The 17384-nt window shown below is 32.6% G+C and carries 13 protein-coding genes; 8 read left to right on the top strand and 5 right to left on the bottom strand.

What is annotated here, in order from left to right; translation table 11 throughout:
* Window positions 1-4: 4 nt before the first annotated feature.
* The gene (locus B2217_RS12490; RefSeq protein ID WP_291093596.1) at window positions 5-1048 is read right to left on the bottom strand and encodes a hypothetical protein; all 1044 of its coding nucleotides are present in this window, start codon (window positions 1046-1048) and stop codon (window positions 5-7) included.
* A 174-nt stretch (window positions 1049-1222) separates the two neighbouring features.
* Between B2217_RS12490 and scpA the strand changes: the two genes are divergently transcribed.
* From scpA to B2217_RS12475, 3 genes are all read left to right on the top strand, one after another.
* The gene (gene scpA / locus B2217_RS12485; RefSeq protein WP_291122721.1) at window positions 1223-3355 is read left to right on the top strand and encodes a methylmalonyl-CoA mutase; all 2133 of its coding nucleotides are present in this window, start codon (window positions 1223-1225) and stop codon (window positions 3353-3355) included.
* Window positions 3356-3431: 76 nt separating this feature from the next.
* Window positions 3432-3941: a hypothetical protein gene (locus B2217_RS12480; protein WP_291067200.1), complete on the top strand. Its 510-nt coding sequence runs from the start codon at window positions 3432-3434 to the stop codon at window positions 3939-3941.
* Window positions 3942-3979: 38 nt separating this feature from the next.
* The gene (locus tag B2217_RS12475; RefSeq protein WP_291122719.1) at window positions 3980-6751 is read left to right on the top strand and encodes a TonB-dependent receptor; all 2772 of its coding nucleotides are present in this window, start codon (window positions 3980-3982) and stop codon (window positions 6749-6751) included.
* A 113-nt stretch (window positions 6752-6864) separates the two neighbouring features.
* Here the strand turns inward: B2217_RS12475 and B2217_RS12470 are convergent, their stop codons facing one another.
* Window positions 6865-7707 carry a siderophore-interacting protein gene (locus B2217_RS12470; protein ID WP_038334795.1) on the bottom strand — a complete coding sequence of 281 codons (843 nt, stop codon included), beginning with the start codon at window positions 7705-7707 and terminating at the stop codon, window positions 6865-6867.
* Between the two features lie 177 nt (window positions 7708-7884).
* On the opposite strand from B2217_RS12470, the gene B2217_RS12465 reads away from it, so the two are divergent.
* Window positions 7885-8640 carry a tyrosine-protein phosphatase gene (locus B2217_RS12465; protein ID WP_114998358.1) on the top strand — a complete coding sequence of 252 codons (756 nt, stop codon included), beginning with the start codon at window positions 7885-7887 and terminating at the stop codon, window positions 8638-8640.
* 28 nt (window positions 8641-8668) lie between these two features.
* Here B2217_RS12465 and B2217_RS12460 read toward each other — a convergent pair whose 3' ends face one another.
* From B2217_RS12460 to B2217_RS12450, 3 genes are all read right to left on the bottom strand, one after another.
* Complete coding sequence (locus tag B2217_RS12460) at window positions 8669-10603, bottom strand: heavy metal translocating P-type ATPase (RefSeq protein WP_291122717.1); 1935 nt, start codon at window positions 10601-10603, stop codon at window positions 8669-8671.
* A gap of 58 nt (window positions 10604-10661) precedes the next feature.
* Complete coding sequence (locus B2217_RS12455; protein WP_291122715.1) at window positions 10662-11078, bottom strand: Fur family transcriptional regulator; 417 nt, start codon at window positions 11076-11078, stop codon at window positions 10662-10664.
* An 82-nt stretch (window positions 11079-11160) separates the two neighbouring features.
* Entirely contained in the window at window positions 11161-13959 is a 2799-nt protein-coding gene (locus B2217_RS12450; RefSeq protein WP_291122713.1) for a GH92 family glycosyl hydrolase, read from the bottom strand.
* Between the two features lie 89 nt (window positions 13960-14048).
* Here B2217_RS12450 and B2217_RS12445 point away from each other — a divergent pair, with 89 nt between their 5' ends.
* Genes B2217_RS12445 through B2217_RS12430 form a run of 4 tightly spaced genes read left to right on the top strand, consistent with a single transcriptional unit; the run spans window position 14049 to window position 17192 of the window.
* Window positions 14049-15050: an isoaspartyl peptidase/L-asparaginase family protein gene (locus B2217_RS12445; protein ID WP_280045861.1), complete on the top strand. Its 1002-nt coding sequence runs from the start codon at window positions 14049-14051 to the stop codon at window positions 15048-15050.
* The gene (locus tag B2217_RS12440) at window positions 15047-15724 is read left to right on the top strand and encodes a copper homeostasis protein CutC (RefSeq protein ID WP_280045862.1); all 678 of its coding nucleotides are present in this window, start codon (window positions 15047-15049) and stop codon (window positions 15722-15724) included. The genes B2217_RS12445 and B2217_RS12440 overlap by 4 nt, the downstream gene beginning before the upstream one ends.
* Window positions 15725-15742: 18 nt before the next feature.
* Window positions 15743-16867 carry an ATP-binding protein gene (locus B2217_RS12435; protein ID WP_280045863.1) on the top strand — a complete coding sequence of 375 codons (1125 nt, stop codon included), beginning with the start codon at window positions 15743-15745 and terminating at the stop codon, window positions 16865-16867.
* A gap of 22 nt (window positions 16868-16889) precedes the next feature.
* Window positions 16890-17192 carry a hypothetical protein gene (locus B2217_RS12430; protein WP_180905654.1) on the top strand — a complete coding sequence of 101 codons (303 nt, stop codon included), beginning with the start codon at window positions 16890-16892 and terminating at the stop codon, window positions 17190-17192.
* Window positions 17193-17384 lie beyond the last annotated feature (192 nt).

Genomic DNA, 17384 nt, shown 5'->3' with positions numbered 1-17384 from the left:
TGAATTAATTATTTTCGTTAGATTCTTTCAACAATCTAATTAATTCTGCTCTAATAGCTGCTTTATCATTACTTTTTGGGAAATCTCCGATAAAAAATGTTTGTTGCGGAACTTCATAAGATTCTAATTCACTTTTTGGAATATCAACATGTTCTGCAAATCGACTTTCTATTACCAAAGAAATTACATCTTCTGTAGATCCTTTTTTCGGAAAAGCAATCACAATAAAATTATAATCGATATATGGTTTTAATTTCTCTTCGATCAATTCTAAATTCACCACATCTTTCCCATTCAACTTACACTCATTTCCAAAAATCCATCTAAACTTTTTCTGATCATCCGAAACAACAGCCTGTCTATTTAAATTTAGTGATTCTTTTTCGTAAGGCGAATTCAAGACTAAATTACCTTTTTCATCTTCCGAAAGTTCTATTTTATCTAAAACTGTATAATCTGTTTCATCTATTTTCTTTACTGCAATCGGAAACCCATTCGCGGTAAAAACTTGATAAAAAGTTGTTTTCGTTTGATCATTCAATTTACTTTTCAAATCATCTGACAAATCATCACTTTCGACAGCAATTTTTTCGATTCTTGCTAAATCTTCAAAAGAGTTTTCAATCTGTTTCTTTGTCAAATAAGCATAATTTAATGCGTATCCTATCTCGTCTTGACTTTCGTCTGTTAATGGAATCTTCACTTTATCCGAATTTTCATGACAATACAAATCAAAACCTCCTTCTATGGCTTGAACCAATGAAATTTCTCCTTCATTTTCTAAAACCGATGAACTTAAAAGTGTAGAATCACCTTTTTTCAATCCTAAAAAATTATTTAACGAATGAAATGTATCATTCACAAATTGAGGATCAAAATTTGATATATAAACATTATCTTCTCTCGAATAATGGAAATTAACTTTTTCTTCTTTTGAATCGATCTTTTTCATCAAATCAAAAATATCATTTTGCCATTGAAAGGTATTTTTATCCTGAAATTCACTCAAAATCTCTGGAATCTTTTTGTTACTAAAATCTAGCTTCATAATAATTATTTTTTGTGCGGTTTTAATTTATTGATAATCAAATTCAATCAATAATTTTACCAAAAAACTCGATTAAAATGTTTTTTCAACTTTTGTTGACAAAAAGTTGAAAAAAGCAGTTTCAAAAATTGGTAATTTTATAAAATCTAATAGATAATTATTTATCTTAGCAAGATGAATCACAAAACAGATTTTTCGAATTTAAGATTTAAACGAAATCTAAATTCTAATCCATCACATATAGAGTCATTTGAATTAGATAGTTTACAAGTCAAAAGTGATTACAATTACGATGATGTAAAAGATCTGAAACAGATTAACTTTCTACCCGGAGTTGCACCATATTTACGTGGTCCTTATACGACTATGTATGTTCGTCAACCTTGGACAATTCGCCAATATGCAGGTTTTTCTACTGCCGAAGAATCGAATGCTTTTTACAAAAGAAATTTAGCTGCTGGTCAAAAAGGACTTTCAGTTGCTTTTGATTTGGCTACTCACCGAGGATACGACTCAGATCACGAGCGCGTTGTAGGAGATGTAGGTAAAGCTGGCGTTGCAATAGATTCTGTAGAAGATATGAAGATTTTGTTCAATGAAATTCCATTGGATAAAATTTCGGTTTCGATGACAATGAACGGAGCTGTTCTTCCTATTTTAGCATTCTACATTGTAGCTGCAGAAGAACAAGGTGTTTCACAAGATCAACTTTCTGGTACCATTCAGAATGATATTTTGAAAGAGTTTATGGTGCGTAATACATACATTTATCCGCCAACTCCTTCGATGAAAATTATTGCAGATATTTTCGAATATACTTCTCAAAAAATTCCTCGTTTCAATTCGATTTCTATTTCAGGTTATCACATGCAAGAAGCTGGAGCTACGCCTGTTTTGGAAATGGCTTATACGCTTGCAGATGGTTACGAATATGTAAAAACTGGTTTGGAAGCAGGATTGAAAGTTGATGACTTCGCTCCTCGTTTATCATTTTTCTGGGCGATTGGAATGAATTTCCCTCAAGAAATTGCAAAAATGAGAGCTGCTCGTATGTTATGGGCAAAATTGATGCAAGAATTTGAGCCTCAAAATAAAAAATCATTAATGTTGAGAACGCACTGTCAGACTTCTGGTTGGAGTTTAACAGAGCAAGAACCTTATAACAATATTGGTCGTACAGCAATCGAAGCCTTAGCTGCTGCATTAGGTGGAACACAATCTTTGCATACCAATGCATTGGACGAAGCAATTGCTTTACCAACAGATTTCTCGGCGCGTATTGCACGTAATACACAAATCATTTTACAAGAAGAAACTCAAATTTGTAGAACAGCTGATCCTTTTGGAGGAAGTTTTATGATTGAATCTTTGACAAATGAAATGGCAAATCAAGCGTGGGAATATATTCAAGAAGTTCGTGAATTAGGTGGAATGACGCAAGCCATAGAAGCTGGAATTCCAAAAATGCGTATTGAAGAAGCTGCTGCAAAAAAACAAGCCAAAATTGATTCTGGTGAAGTTGCAATTGTAGGTGTAAATGCTTATCGCTCGAAATTAGAACAACAAGAGTTCGAAATTTTAGAAGTTGACAACACAGCTGTTCGTCAAAAACAAATTGATCGATTAAATCAAATTAAAGCGGAGCGTAATAGCGAAGCTGTACAAGATATTTTAGCGCAATTAACAAAAGCTGCTGAAACAGGCGAAGGAAATTTATTAGAATTATCTATCGAAGCGGCTCGTCGTCGTGTTACTTTAGGTGAAATTTCTGATGCATTAGAAACTGTTTTTGGACGTCATAAAGCGATTACAAGAGGAATTCAAGGAGTTTATGCTATGGAAGCAGGTAAAATGAATAAATTTGAGGAAGCTCGTAATTTAGCTGACGAGTTTGCAGAAGAAGACGGACGTCGCCCTCGTATTATGGTGGCAAAAATGGGACAAGACGGTCACGATCGTGGCGCGAAAGTCGTTGCAACCTCTTTTGCGGATATGGGATTTGATGTGGATATTTCTCCATTGTTCCAAACGCCAGCAGAAGTTGCGAAGCAAGCTGTAGAGAATGATGTTCATATTTTAGGAATTTCTTCTTTGGCTGCAGGTCACAAAACATTGGTTCCGGAAGTTGTAAAGCAATTGAAAGAATTAGGTAGAGATGATGTTTATATCGTAGTCGGAGGTGTTATTCCGCGTCAAGATTATGATTATCTTTATCAAAATGGTGCAGATGCAATCTTTGGTCCAGGGACAAACTTGGCTGAATGTGCCTGCGAAATTTTAGAGAATTTATTGAAATCTTATAAATAAATCTATTTTAGTATGAGTATTCCTGTCTATTGACAGGAATATTTTTATATTTATACCACACAAACCTTAAAGCGAAATGAATAAAACTCTTCGAAATATTATCTTAATCATCTGTACAATTTTTATTATATGGTTTATTGGATACTTTCTGATTGGAGATTTTATCAGTTTAGAATTCGCGAATCATGACTTTGCGAAACTATTTCCAAAGCTTTTAACATTTGCTGCCGCAGTTAGTATTTATGTGCTTTTTCTACTTTCAATCAAAAAGAAAGACGGATGGAATTTTATGAATGTGATGAAATTTATCTTTGGAATTATCTTCGGATTTCTTCCTCTTTTAATTTTCGAATATTATAGTATCGGAAGTTGTACAAATTGGAAAATTGATAAAAAAATTCAAAAAACGCTTTATAAATCCAATTCTTCTGATTCAGAAAAAATTGTTTTAATCGAAACTTTTTGTCCAGAATCTAACCTAAAAACAACTCAGGTAAAGCGAATTGTAGAAATTACACCTCTTTTTATCACAACTTCTGAAATTGATCTAAATAAAATTTCGGATAAAAGTTGGAAAAAACTTTAATCAAAATTAAACTTTGCCCAAAATTTGATGTCTAACAGATGAAGAAACCAATTCATCTCATGACAAAATATATTCTATCATTTCTTTTTAGTTTGATTACGATTTTTTCTTTTGGACAAGAAAAGATTACCATCACTGGAAAAGTAACGGATGTACTTAATTTTCCTTTAATTGATTCTGAAGTTATTTTAGGAAACAAAGCCGATTCTACTAAAATTTCTACGACATCTACAAATGATGATGGTACGTTCAAAATTGAAATTAATCTTCAAAATAAACCTGTTTATTTAATTATTGATGATCCTTTAGAGGGTGTTTTCAAACAAAGTTTCGAATCCATCAAAAACAATATTGATCTTGGTACAATTATCATTAATCCGATGATTTATGATTTAGATGAGGTTGTGGTAACAAATGTGGAACCTACTGTTGTAAAACAAGATACAATCGAGTATAATGCTGATTCTTACAAAGTAAAACCGAATGCAAATTTGGAAGCTTTATTGAGAGAATTACCAGGTTTTGAAATGGATGATAGCGGAAATATTACGGTAAATGGAAAAGATGTTAATGAGATTTTGATTGATGGTGAACCATTTTTTGGAACAGATGGAAAAGTTGCGTTAGAAAATTTACCTGCGGATATTATCAAAAAAATTCAGGTTTCGGATTATAAAACAAAGAACGAAAAATTCTCTGGAGAACGTTCGAAATCGGATAAATCTTCGCTAAACATTACCTTGAAAGAAGATAAAAAGAAAGGTTATATGCTCAAAGCCACGGCGGGTTACGGAACGGATAATCATTACGAAGGCAATTTGATGGCAAATTATTTTAAAGGTAAAAAGAAAATTAGTTTAATTGGTTCTTCAACGGATATTGCGGCTTCTGGAATGACAAGCGGTGAAGGTTCGCGTGGTCGTGGCGGAATGGGACGAAGAGGTTCTGATGGAGTAATAACAAATACATCGATTGGATTGAATTATAGCGATCAATTAAATGATAATTTGAAAATTGGAGCTGATTACCGTTTAAATCATTCGTTTTCAAAAAATGATCAATACAAACATATCGAAAATTTTGCGCCTAAAAATATTTATACTTCTGATGCAAATTCTAAAACAAAAAGCGAATCGTATGGACATAATTTTGGAACAAATTTAGAATGGACGAAAAACAACACAAAAGTTTATTTTTATCCATCGTTTAGTAATTCATCATCTACAAATTCATCGATTTCGGATAGTAAAACATATTCTGATTTGGGTGATTTGAGAAATCAAATGAATCAAACTTCGAATGGAAAATCAAATTCGAATACATTTAATACATTATTATCACTTAATCAGAAATTCAAAAATAAATCTTATTTAGACTTTAATTCAAGTATTTCGATTGGTAAAACAGATCGAAATTCGTTCATCAATTCAACAACTTTATATACAAATGATTCGATAGCGGATATTTATCGAAACATCAATGAAAAAAATATTTCGAAGAATAATCAATACAATTTTGATATAAAATATACGTATCCAATTACAGATTCTTTGAAAATTGCTGTTGGTTCTGCTTATAATTTAACTGATTCTGAAACCAATAATAGAACATGGAATTATAATGATGTAACGGGAGAATATGATAATTTGAACAATGATTTGACGCGTTTTTATTCAACTCAATTGAATGAATTTAATCCATATGCTCAATTATTACTGAACAAAAATAAAATTTCGGCAACTGTACGTTTTGGTGCAAATATCTATAATCAACAAAATTTTGGAACGTTTAAAGCAGATGATTACAGCTCAACTCAAAACAAAACTTTGCCAGATATTTCGGGAAATATTCGTTATCAAAGCGGAAACAACTCGCTTTCTTTAATGTATAATTATCAGACAAGTTTGGCTTCGACATCACAAGTTTTACCGATTTTAGATGAAACTGATCCGTTAGATGTTTTCAAAGGTAACCCGGATCTTGATCCAAATAAAGCGCATCAAATCAATTTGATGTTTAGCAATTTTGATCGTAAAACACGTCAAGGGTTTAACGCTAACTTAGGTTATACGTACAATGAATCGAATATTGTGAATTATACAGAAATGGATTATTCGATTTATAAACGAACTACAACGTATGAAAATGTAAAAGGGAATTATCGTCTGAATGGTAACTTTTTCTTTAATAAGCAATACCAGAAAGGGATCAATAAATTTAGAGTAAATATAGGAATGTCGGCAAGTTATGCTTTAACGCAAGGTTTTAGAGATGCGGTGAAATATGAGCAATACAATACAACTCTATCGCCTACATTGAGATTAAATTGGGATTATGGTGATTATTTAACGATTTCACCTTCTTATCGTTTGAACTTTACAAATTCGAGATATGTAAACTATTCTATTGATAATCAAAATAATATTACGCACAATTTCGGAATTAAAACGATTTCTACTTTTCCTAAAAATTTGACTTGGACAAATGATTTCAGTTACAATTATAACTCGAGAATGGCAGCAGGTTTCAAGCGTGATTTCTTTTTGTGGAATACAAGTTTGATGTATCGTTTCTTCGATGATAAATTGGAGGCTGGTGTTAAAGTTTACGATTTATTGAATCAAAATAACAGTTATACGCGTACAATTACAGCAGAATCAACAATCGATCAACGCAATAATATTCTGACTCGTTTTGTAATGTTCTCGTTAACATTCAACTTAAATCAGTTTGGTGGAAAATCAACAAAAAATGGAAACGGAAACCGACCAAGAGAAGGTGGTGGAATGCGAAGAATGGAAATGCAATAGTAAAATAACAACAAAAAAACGGCTCAAAATTGAGCCGTTTTTTCAATTCTTATATAATCAAAAAAAGCTTCACCATTTCTGATGAAGCTTTTGATTAAATATCCCTCTTGTTTTTAGAAAACTCTTACCAACAATTCTTGTTCTATTTTATCGTGACAATTTTCTAATGCATTTCTCTCTGCTTTTCCAGCTTTCCAATGCGATGTACAATAAAATTCGTCTTTTTTCCATTCTAAATCATCTTTAAAAAATGATTTTATTTCCTTTACAGATTTAGATTCTCCCGCAACATAAGCAAAACGTTTTCCATCTTTGCGTTTCGGAAATTGCTGATTTTTCGTCAAACTATATAAAGCTGTTCCACTTCCTACATTTTGATTCACAATCCATTTAAATTCTAAATTTGCTTTTGTTTCAATTTGGTGAATATCATCTTCTGTTGGCACTTCCACACAAACAATTCCGTTTGTTTTAGCAGGAAGAGACTCTATAATTGCCGAAATTACAGGCAAACCTGTTAAATCTGCAGCTAAGAAAATGAAATCTGTTTTTGGAGCCAAGTCTTTCTTTTTCGACTTCATCGAAACCCCAATCATATCTCCAACTTTCGCCTCATTTGCCCAACGCGATCCTGGACCGTTCAATCCATGATTTGCAATATCAATCACAATCACATTGTTTTTTGCATCAATATCACGCAACGTATAGGTACGAGAAACTGGTTTAAATTTTTCTGATGGCGAAATCCATTTTTGATTTTCTTCATCATACTCAGCGTAGTGAATATCACGGATTCCAAGCGGTGGAAAAAGTAATTTACATGTTCCGCCCAACGTTGTATCCTTAAAAAAAGAAACATCATCATTCTCCAAATGAACGCGAATAAGATGTGGTGTCACAAATTCTTTCTTTTTTAAGATGAACTTCTCCTTCGCAATTTTCACTTTATCTCCCATCAGATTATTTAGATTTATTCTAATTCTATGCGAATATAAAATAAATTTAGATTGAATAAAAATAATAAAATGTTAAAGTAAAAAGTTATACTTTTTTTAATATCATTTTAATATGATAACTAAATAATTAGCCTTAACTTTTACATATCAAAAAATAACCTAAAAAACGAACAGAAAATGGAAAATACTTTTTGCGAAATCTCGCTCGAACAAAGAACTCTTCCACTTGAAGGCGGATTTAATTGCAGAGATTTAGGTGGAATAATTAACACAAAAAATGAAGTCATTAGAAAAGGATTGTTAATTCGATCTGATGATTTAGCAAATTTGACAGATGATGACTTGGAGATTTTAAACGATTTTCCAATTCGAACAATTATTGATTTACGCACGACTTACGAACGTTTAAAAAATCAAGATCACATTCCAAATAGTTGTAATCACGAAGTTCATTTGGATATTTCTTCTGGACATTTCGAAAATTTAGTGAAACAATTCAAAGCTGGAATTTCAAATCCGAAAGAATTTATGTGCAAAATTTACGAGGATTTTGTTTTAGATAAGACGTGTCAAACGCAATACAAAAGCTTTTTTGATATTATTCAACACAAAAATAGAACGCCAATTTTATTTCATTGTACAGCTGGAAAAGATCGAACTGGATTTGCAACAGCAATGATTTTATCTGCTTTGAAAGTCGATTTAGATACAATTATGGATGATTATTTGGCTTCTAATATCTTTTTGGAACAAAAATATGCTCACATCTTAAAAATCGATCCAAATTATAAATATCTAATTGATGTTTTACCTGAATATTTAGAAAGTTCTTATGAAGCGATTAATAAGAATTTTGGTTCAGTCGAAAATTATTTAACTGATATTTTAAAGGTTGATTTAGATTTGATGAAAGATTTATACATAAAAAAATAAGCGATCAATTGATCGCTTTATTTTTTATCTAAAATTTCATTCGTTGAATTCGTACCGCATTCAAAATTGCTAATAAAGCAACCCCAACATCAGCAAAAACAGCTTCCCACATATTGGCGATTCCTTCTGCACCAAGGAAAAGCACGATTATTTTAACGCCCATTGCTAAAATGATATTCTGTATCACAATCTTTTTTGTTTCACGACCAATTTTTATCGCCGTTGCTATTTTAGAAGGTTGATCGGTTTGGATTACAACATCTGCAGTTTCTATCGCAGCATCACTACCAAGTCCACCCATCGCAATTCCAACATCAGAAAGAGCTAAAACAGGTGCATCATTGATTCCATCTCCAACAAAAGCCACCACTTGATTTTGATCTTTTTTCAATGCTTCAACTTTCTCTACTTTTCCTTCTGGTAACAATCCACCAAAAGCTTCATCAACACCAACTTCTTTCGCAACTTTCTGCGTAATGGTATTTTTATCACCACTCAACATAATCGTTTTCGAAACACCCAAAGCCTTCATTTTCTGAATTGCTTGTTGCGCATCTTCCTTAATTTTATCGGCAATCGTAATATATCCAGCATATTTATTATCAACCGCGACTACCACAATGCTTTCTACAATATCATGAATTTCTTGTGGATACTGAATCGAGAAATGATCTAATAATTTAGTATTTCCAGCTAAAACTATTTTTCCATCAACTTTTCCTTTCAAACCTTTTCCAGAAATTTCTTCCACTTCTATCGCTTTCAATTCTGATGGATGACTTGCCACAATCGCTTTCGCAATTGGATGCGTAGATTGTTTTTCTAAAGCCGAAACAAGATTTAAAAAATCGTTTTCAGGAAGATTAGTTTCAATTTTTTGAACTTCGAAAACCCCTTCCGTCATTGTTCCTGTTTTATCCATCACAACTGTGTTTACTTTCGCCATTAAATCTAAAAAGTTAGAACCTTTTACTAAAATTCCGTTGCGTGAAGCTGCCCCAATTCCTCCGAAATAACCCAATGGAACCGAAATTACTAATGCACAAGGACAAGAAACAACCAAGAAAACTAAACCTCTGTATAACCAATCATTAAAATCGTAATTATCAACAAAGAAATAAGGAATAATCACCAAAGCAGCCGCTAAAAAGAAAACAATTGGCGTATATATTTTTGCAAATTTTCGGATAAATAATTCAGTTGGAGCTTTGCGAGAAGCTGCATCTTGAACCATTTGTAAAATTTTTGTAATCGAACTATCTTCAAATTTTTTAGTCGTTTGAATTTCGATTACATTTTCAAGATTTAACATTCCTGCCAAAGCAGTTTCTCCAGTTTTATACGTTGAAGGTTTACTTTCTCCTGTCAAAGCCGCAGTATTAAAACTTCCTTTATCTGAAATCATAATTCCATCTAACGGAACTTTTTCCCCAACTTTTACCTGAATTGTTTCTCCAATTGCCACATCTTGTGGTTTTATTGTTTCGAAATTACCATTTCGTAAAACATGCGCTGTATCTGGACGAACATCTAATAAGGCTTTAATATTTCCTTTTGCCTTATTAACCGCCGCTTCCTGAAACATTTCGCCAATTGTATAAAACAACATTACCGCTACACCTTCTGGATATTCGCCAATAATGAAAGCACCTAAAGTCGCAATTCCCATCAACGAAAATTCATTGAAGAAATCTATTTTTTTTGCTAATTTAAACGCTTCTCCCCAAACAGGAAATGCTACTAAAATATAAGAAATGCCAAACCATATCAAACGAATAGTTTGATTATCAACAAACCAAGTTGGTTTTAAAACATATTGAACAAAAATTCCGGCAAAGAAAATAGCTAAACTGGCACCTAATAAAATTTTACTATTATTGTGTTCGTGGTCATGACCTTCGTGATTATGATCATGAGTATCTTTATGTTTGTCATTTGACGTACTACAACAAGCTTTAGACATAATTCAAAAATTTATATTTCAAAATTATAAAGTTATTGCTGCAATCTGGTTGCAAAGTTTAGGATTTACATTGATCGCAAATTCCTATCAGAATAAATGAAGATTGTTCCGCCTTGAAATTTTTGGGTAGATTGATTTCTGGCACATGAATATTTCGCAAACAAAACGTTTGATTACAATTATTACAATGAAAATGAGCATGTGTAAATTCGGGCGTACATTTGCAACTCGACTCGCAAAGCGCATATTTTTTAGAGCCCGTTCCGTCCTCGATTGAATGAATTAATTTATTTTCTTCGAAAGTTTTTAAGGTTCTATAAATTGTTACTCGATCTGCCTGATCCATTTCAATTTCTAAATCAGCCAAGCTCAGCGCAACTTCTGCATTCATCAATTTATCCAAGACCAACAATCTCATCGCAGTCGGATTGATAGAACGATTTTGTAATGTTTTGTTTAAAATTTCTGTTTGCATTTTCTTCAATTTCGAATATAAAGTTACGAAAAAAGAGGCAAATCGTATTGATTTACCTCTTTTTATAAATTTGAATATTATCTTATTTGATTGTTATTTCATCAACGAAAATATAGGATTTCCCTTGAAAAGGTTCTGCTAAATGACCTTTTGGAAATGCACCATAATTTGTTGCTTTTACTTTGATATAACGTGCTTTTTCTGTTTTGAACTGAACTTTCCATGAATCAGAAAAAACGTTATTATCAAATGTATCAACTTGTTTTTCTAACATTCCAACTAATTTAAAATTCTGATTATCCTTAGATGTATAGACTTCTAATTTTGTCGGTAAGACAATCCAAGAACGAGAATCTTGTAAGAAATTCATAGCGATTGAAGAAACTGATTTCACTTTTTTCATGTCAACAATTGCTTCAAAATTTTGATCATAATATCCTTGCCAATCCCCTTTTTTCCAATTACTATCACCAACAATTCCGTCCAATAAACCTTGTGGTCCACCTGCATGATATTGCGGTGTGTAGGTAGAATTAAGCTGAATTGTATAATCATTTGGTTTCTTAGTAAACGTTCCAGAAATCGTTTTACTTTTCTTTTCATTCACTTCCACAAAAGAAGAAATTGTAGTTGTTTCTTTGATTGAAATTGGCTTTTTATAGATTTCAGCTTTTTTACCATTCACCGAAACATAAATTTTTGCATCAGGTTCAGAAGATTTTACTTCGACATTCATTTTATTTTGAAATGATCTATCTTCAGCAACCAAAACTGGAACCGTTATAATTTTTTCACTTTCAGAAATAGGTTTAATCTCTCTATCTTTCAAGAATTCAAATCCTAAAAATTGATTTTCTTTATAATTATTTTTCGTGATTACACGCTTCGTTCCATCTTCTAAATTAATCTTGATTTCATCAAAATACGGCTCAACCGTCGTCCACATTCCAGAACCTGGCGTAACACTGTAAATTCCCATCGAAGCCAAAACATACCACGCACTCATCTGTCCGCAATCTTCATTACCAATTAATCCATCTGGCGAATTTTTATAATGTTCGTCCAAAATTTTATGGACTAATTCTTTCGTTTTTTCAGGTTTATCAATGTAATTGTACAAAAAAGCTACGTGATGACTCGGCTCATTTCCTTGCGCATATTGCCCAATAAGTCCCGTAACATCCACTTGTTCACGACCTGTAGTTTCTGATGGCGCATTAAATAATTCATCCAATTTTGCCTCAAAACCATCTTTTCCTCCATAAATATCAATCATTCCATTGATATCTTGCGGAGCGAAAAATGTGTATTGCCAACCATTTGCTTCTGTGTAATTGTTATTAACTTCACGCGGATCAAAAGGCTTTAGCCAACCTCCATTTTTCTTTGGCTGAATAAATTTTGTCTCATGATTAAATAAATTTTTCCAATATTGAGAACGCTCAATGAAGTAATTATAATCGTCTTGTTTATTTAAAATCAATGCCATTTGTGCAATACACCAATCATCGTATGCATATTCTAACGTTTTTGAAACTGACTCGTGTTCATCATCAATCGAAATAAATCCATTCTGTTTGTAGGCTTTCAATCCCAAATGATCTAACATTGCCGAATGTTTTGCTGCTTCATAAGCTTTCTCATATTCAAAGCCTTTGAAACCTTTTACCATCGCATCTGCAATCACAGAAACCGAGTGATAACCAATCATACAATCGGTTTCATTGCTCGCTAATTCCCAAACTGGCAAACGTCCGCCTTGTTCGTAATGCTTGATAAATGTGTTAATAAAATCGATCGTTCTTCTATTCTCAATCAACGTATACAAAGGATGCGCAGCACGAAAAGTATCCCAAAGTGAAAAAACCGAATAATAATCGAAATTATTTGCCAGATGAATTTGATCGTCCATTCCACGATAATTTCCATTCAGATCTTGCGAAATATTTGGTTGCATCATCGTGTGATACATCGCGGTATAAAAAATTGTTAGCTTATTTTTGTCTGAAGATTTTACTTCAATCTTAGATAATTCTTTGTTCCAAGCTTTTTCAGCAGCAGCTTTCGTTTTTGTAAAATCAAATGTTGTTAACTCTTTACTATTAACATCCGTTCCATTATATCCAGTTGTAGACAAGGTAACTTTTACCAAAATCTTCTCACCTTTCTTTACTTTTTTCCCAAAAGCCAAGGCAATTTCATTTCCTTTGAATGTTTTAGATGTAATATTTCCGTCTTTTGAAGAAGTTAATTTCAACGGAACATTAAATTCTATTTTCGCAAAAATCTTTTGATTTTTCGCCCATTCTTCCGAATTTCTGTAGACATAAAGCGTTTTAGCGTCTACAATTTTCACTTCTCCGTCTACTAATTTATCACGATGATTAAGATCTAAAATGATATTTGCATCACCAGCTTTATTAAAAGTATATTCATGCAAACCAACGCGAGTTGTCGTAGTTAATCGAACATTGATATTGTATTTATCTAATAAAACTTGATAATATCCGGCTGTTGCTTTTTCATTTTTATTCGAAAATTTTGAGCCATAATCCGTTTGATTAAATCCTTTTTGATTAAGCGTTGGCATCAACATAATATCGCCATAATCAGAAACTCCTGTTCCGTTAAGATGCGTATGCGAAAAACCATAAATAAAATCATCTGAATAATGATATCCACTACAACCGTCCCAACTTCCATCAACACGCGTATCTGGCGAAAGCTGAACCATTCCATAAGGCAAAGTCGCGCCAGGAAAAGTATGCCCGTGACCGCCGGTTCCAATAAAAGGATTTACATATTGTGTATAATCATTTTTTTGAGCAAATGAAATACTTGAAATCATTATCCAAAAAACAGATAGTAAAATTGTTCTCATAAGTTTTTAGTGTTTTGAGTATCAGATAAACTGTTATACAATTATATGAATTATATTTGTTAGATTCATAATTTGAAATCGATTAACATATGAATAATAGAAGAAATTTTATAAAAAATTTAGGTGCATTAGGCTTGCTTTTAGGTACAACAAAACTTGATCTTAGTGCACAAACTAAATCTATAAAATCAGCTACTTCAACAAAAATCAATAAGCCAATTGTTCTTTCTACATGGCGTTTTGGACTTGAAGCTAATGCTGAAGCTTGGAAAATTTTAGGTAAAAATGGAACTGCTTTAGACGCAGTAGAACAAGGAGTAAAATTGGTGGAGGCAGATCCAAATGAACGAAGTGTTGGTTACGGTGGACGTCCTGATCGTGATGGAAAAGTAACGTTGGACGCCTGTATTATGGACGATCAAGCGAATATCGGTTCTGTTGCTGCTTTAGAATATATCAAACATCCGATTTCTGTCGCTAGAAAAGTGATGGAAGATACGCCACATGTCATGTTGGTTGGAAATGGTGCGCTTCAATTTGCGTTGGAAAAAGGTTTCAAAAAAGAGAATTTATTGACTGATGTTTCCGAACAAGAATGGAAAGAATGGTTGAAAAATACCAATTATCAGATGCCAATCAATATCGAAAATCATGATACAATCGGAATGATTGCTTTAGATGCGCACGGAAATCTTTCTGGAGCTTGTACTACGAGCGGAATGGCGTACAAAATGCACGGTCGTGTTGGTGATTCGCCAATTATCGGCGCTGGTTTATATGTCGATAATGAAATTGGCGCAGCGACCGCGACTGGACACGGCGAAGAAGTAATTCGTATTGCGGGAAGTCATTTGGTTGTAGAGTTGATGCGTCAAGGTTATTCGCCAGAAAATTCGTGCAAGGAGGCTGTTCATCGAATCATTAAGTTAACAAAATCGCGCAAAAAAGATTTATCGGCGATTCAAGTTGGTTTTATTGCGATTAATAAACAAGGTGAATATGGTTCGTATTGTATTCATCCAGGCTTTAACTTTGCGGTTTATGATGAAACTGGAAATCATTTAATTGACGGAAAATCTATTACAAAATGAAAAAATTAGAAATCGCTTGCTTTAATTTAGAATCAGCTTTAATTGCAACAAAATCAAATGCAGATAGAATAGAATTATGCGCCGATGCTTCAACAGGTGGAATTACACCAGATTTTGAAGATATCAAAACATTGCGAAAAGAAACAGACAAAGATATTATGGTGATGATTCGCCCTCGTGGTGGAGATTTTTGTTATTCTGATGAAGAATTTGAACAAATGAAATCTGAAATTATCATGATTAAAAATTTTAGAATTGATGGTTTTGTTTTTGGAATTTTGAATGAAGATAACGAAATTGATTTTGAACGAAATCAAGAATTAGTTGAACTTTCAAAACCTTTTCCATGTACTTTTCATCGTGCTTTTGACAGAACTTCTGATGCCGAAGATTCACTTCAAACAGTGATTGATTTAGGATTCAAAACAATCTTAACTTCTGGCTTGGATAGTGATGTTAATTACGGAAAACGTGAATTAAAAAATCTTGTCAAAAAAGCAGAAAATAAAATCACAATTATGCCTGGAGGTGGTTTGCGCTCTACAAATATTGAAGAAATTGATTCATTTACAAATGCAACTTATTTTCATTCGTCAGCGATGATTGACGATTCTGGAATTGCTAATTTAGATGAAATCAATCGATTAAAAAGTTTGATAAATTCTGAAAAATAAAAATAGTAACTTTGGACTATGCTTTGGGAAAATGTAATTGGACAACAGGAGATTAAAAACAAACTTCAACAATCTATAAAAGATGGTCGTATAAGTCATGCGCAGCTATTTTCTGGCCCAGAAGGTTCAGGAACTTTGGCTTTGGCTATTGCTTATGCACGTGAGGTTTTGTGTGGTTTGAATAACGAACAATGCAATCTAAAAGTTGATAAATTACAACATCCAGATTTACATTTTTCTTTTCCTTATTCAGCAACAGAAAGTGTAAAAAAGCCACTTGCTAAGTATTTATTAAACCATTGGAGATCTTTTGTAGACGAAAATGTCTATGGAAATCTAACCGATTGGATGTCTCATCTCGGAATTGAAAAAAAACAAGGCGTTATCCCTGTTGATGAAGCAGATGAAATTGTTAAAACATTAGCGCTAAACAGTTACGAAGGCGGTTTCAAAATCATGATTATTTGGCAAGCAGAAGAAATGACAACTGCTGCAGCCAATAAATTGTTGAAAATAATTGAAGAACCACCTCAAAAAACACTGTTTTTATTGGTAACAGAGCGCGAGGATTTAATTTTACAAACCATTACTTCTCGTTGTCAATTAGTCAAAATCCCACGTTTATCGCAATCGGATATTAAGAATTATCTAGTTGAAAAGAAAAATATTAATCCAGAAAAAGCGCAACATATTGCTTTTTTATCACAAGGAAATGTACGAGAAGCGTTGCATCAGTTGAATGATGATGAGTATTTATTTGATAAATATTTTGTGACTTGGGTTCGAAAAGCATTTATGGCAGCCAAAACTCCAACCGTTTTAAAGGATTTGATTGATTGGTCAAATCAAATTGCAAGTTGGTCGAGAAGTGAACAAAAAGATTTTTTGAACTATTGTTCAGAGATTTTTCGTCAAGCTTTGTTAAAAACGTATCAATCTGATGATCTAGTTTTCTTGCAAATCAATGCAGAAGGCTTTAAATGGCAAGGTTTTGCGCCTTTTATACATGGAGCAAATATCGAAGATATTTTAAATGAAATTAATGAAGCGTCGTATCATATCGAGCGAAATGGTAATTCTAAAATTATACTTTTAGATTTATCAATCAAGTTAACGCGCTATTTACATCGCAAAACAGCATAAAAAAAAACCACTTATCTAATAAGTGGTTTCTTTATATGATCTGAATGTTATTTCAAATTATTTTGCTGGAGCTTCAGTAGCTGGAGCTACTTCTTTAGCTGCACCTTCAACTTTAGTTGCTGCTGAATCAACTTTAGCTGCTGCTGAATCAACTACTGCTGCTGCTGAATCAACTACTGCTGCTGCTGAATCAACTGTTACTGCTGCTGAATCAACGTTAGCTGGTGCTTCTTCTGCTTTTTTCTCACCACAAGATACTGCTCCTAAAGATAAAGCTGCTACTGCAACTACTGCGAAAAATTTTTTCATTGTTTTATTGTTTTAATTATTAATAATTTTCGATTAATTTTCTTTGACAAATGTATTTCGAAATGCAAACAACAGCATGTAAAATCAATGTAATATAGTTGTATTAATAAATTCTCAATAAATAAAGTTTAATACATTAATTATTAATTAATTATAAAATATTTTACAATTTTTGAATATCATTTGTAAAAAACATTATATCAATTAT

The sequence above is a fragment of the Empedobacter sp. UBA7620 genome, from assembly GCF_002484185.1.
GTDB lineage: Bacteria > Bacteroidota > Bacteroidia > Flavobacteriales > Weeksellaceae > Empedobacter > Empedobacter falsenii_C.
This window is presented reverse-complemented; position numbering and strand designations above follow the sequence as displayed.

What these genes read in the sequence shown, in the direction of transcription:
- B2217_RS12490 (WP_291093596.1), bottom strand. Translation starts at nt 1,048, where the DNA reads ATGAAGCTAGATTTTAGTAACAAAAAGATTCCAGAGATTTTGAGTGAA.
- scpA (WP_291122721.1), top strand. Translation starts at nt 1,223, where the DNA reads ATGAATCACAAAACAGATTTTTCGAATTTAAGATTTAAACGAAATCTA.
- B2217_RS12480 (WP_291067200.1), top strand. Translation starts at nt 3,432, where the DNA reads ATGAATAAAACTCTTCGAAATATTATCTTAATCATCTGTACAATTTTT.
- B2217_RS12475 (WP_291122719.1), top strand. Translation starts at nt 3,980, where the DNA reads ATGAAGAAACCAATTCATCTCATGACAAAATATATTCTATCATTTCTT.
- B2217_RS12470 (WP_038334795.1), bottom strand. Translation starts at nt 7,707, where the DNA reads ATGGGAGATAAAGTGAAAATTGCGAAGGAGAAGTTCATCTTAAAAAAG.
- B2217_RS12465 (WP_114998358.1), top strand. Translation starts at nt 7,885, where the DNA reads ATGGAAAATACTTTTTGCGAAATCTCGCTCGAACAAAGAACTCTTCCA.
- B2217_RS12460 (WP_291122717.1), bottom strand. Translation starts at nt 10,603, where the DNA reads ATGTCTAAAGCTTGTTGTAGTACGTCAAATGACAAACATAAAGATACT.
- B2217_RS12455 (WP_291122715.1), bottom strand. Translation starts at nt 11,078, where the DNA reads ATGCAAACAGAAATTTTAAACAAAACATTACAAAATCGTTCTATCAAT.
- B2217_RS12450 (WP_291122713.1), bottom strand. Translation starts at nt 13,959, where the DNA reads ATGAGAACAATTTTACTATCTGTTTTTTGGATAATGATTTCAAGTATT.
- B2217_RS12445 (WP_280045861.1), top strand. Translation starts at nt 14,049, where the DNA reads ATGAATAATAGAAGAAATTTTATAAAAAATTTAGGTGCATTAGGCTTG.
- B2217_RS12440 (WP_280045862.1), top strand. Translation starts at nt 15,047, where the DNA reads ATGAAAAAATTAGAAATCGCTTGCTTTAATTTAGAATCAGCTTTAATT.
- B2217_RS12435 (WP_280045863.1), top strand. Translation starts at nt 15,743, where the DNA reads ATGCTTTGGGAAAATGTAATTGGACAACAGGAGATTAAAAACAAACTT.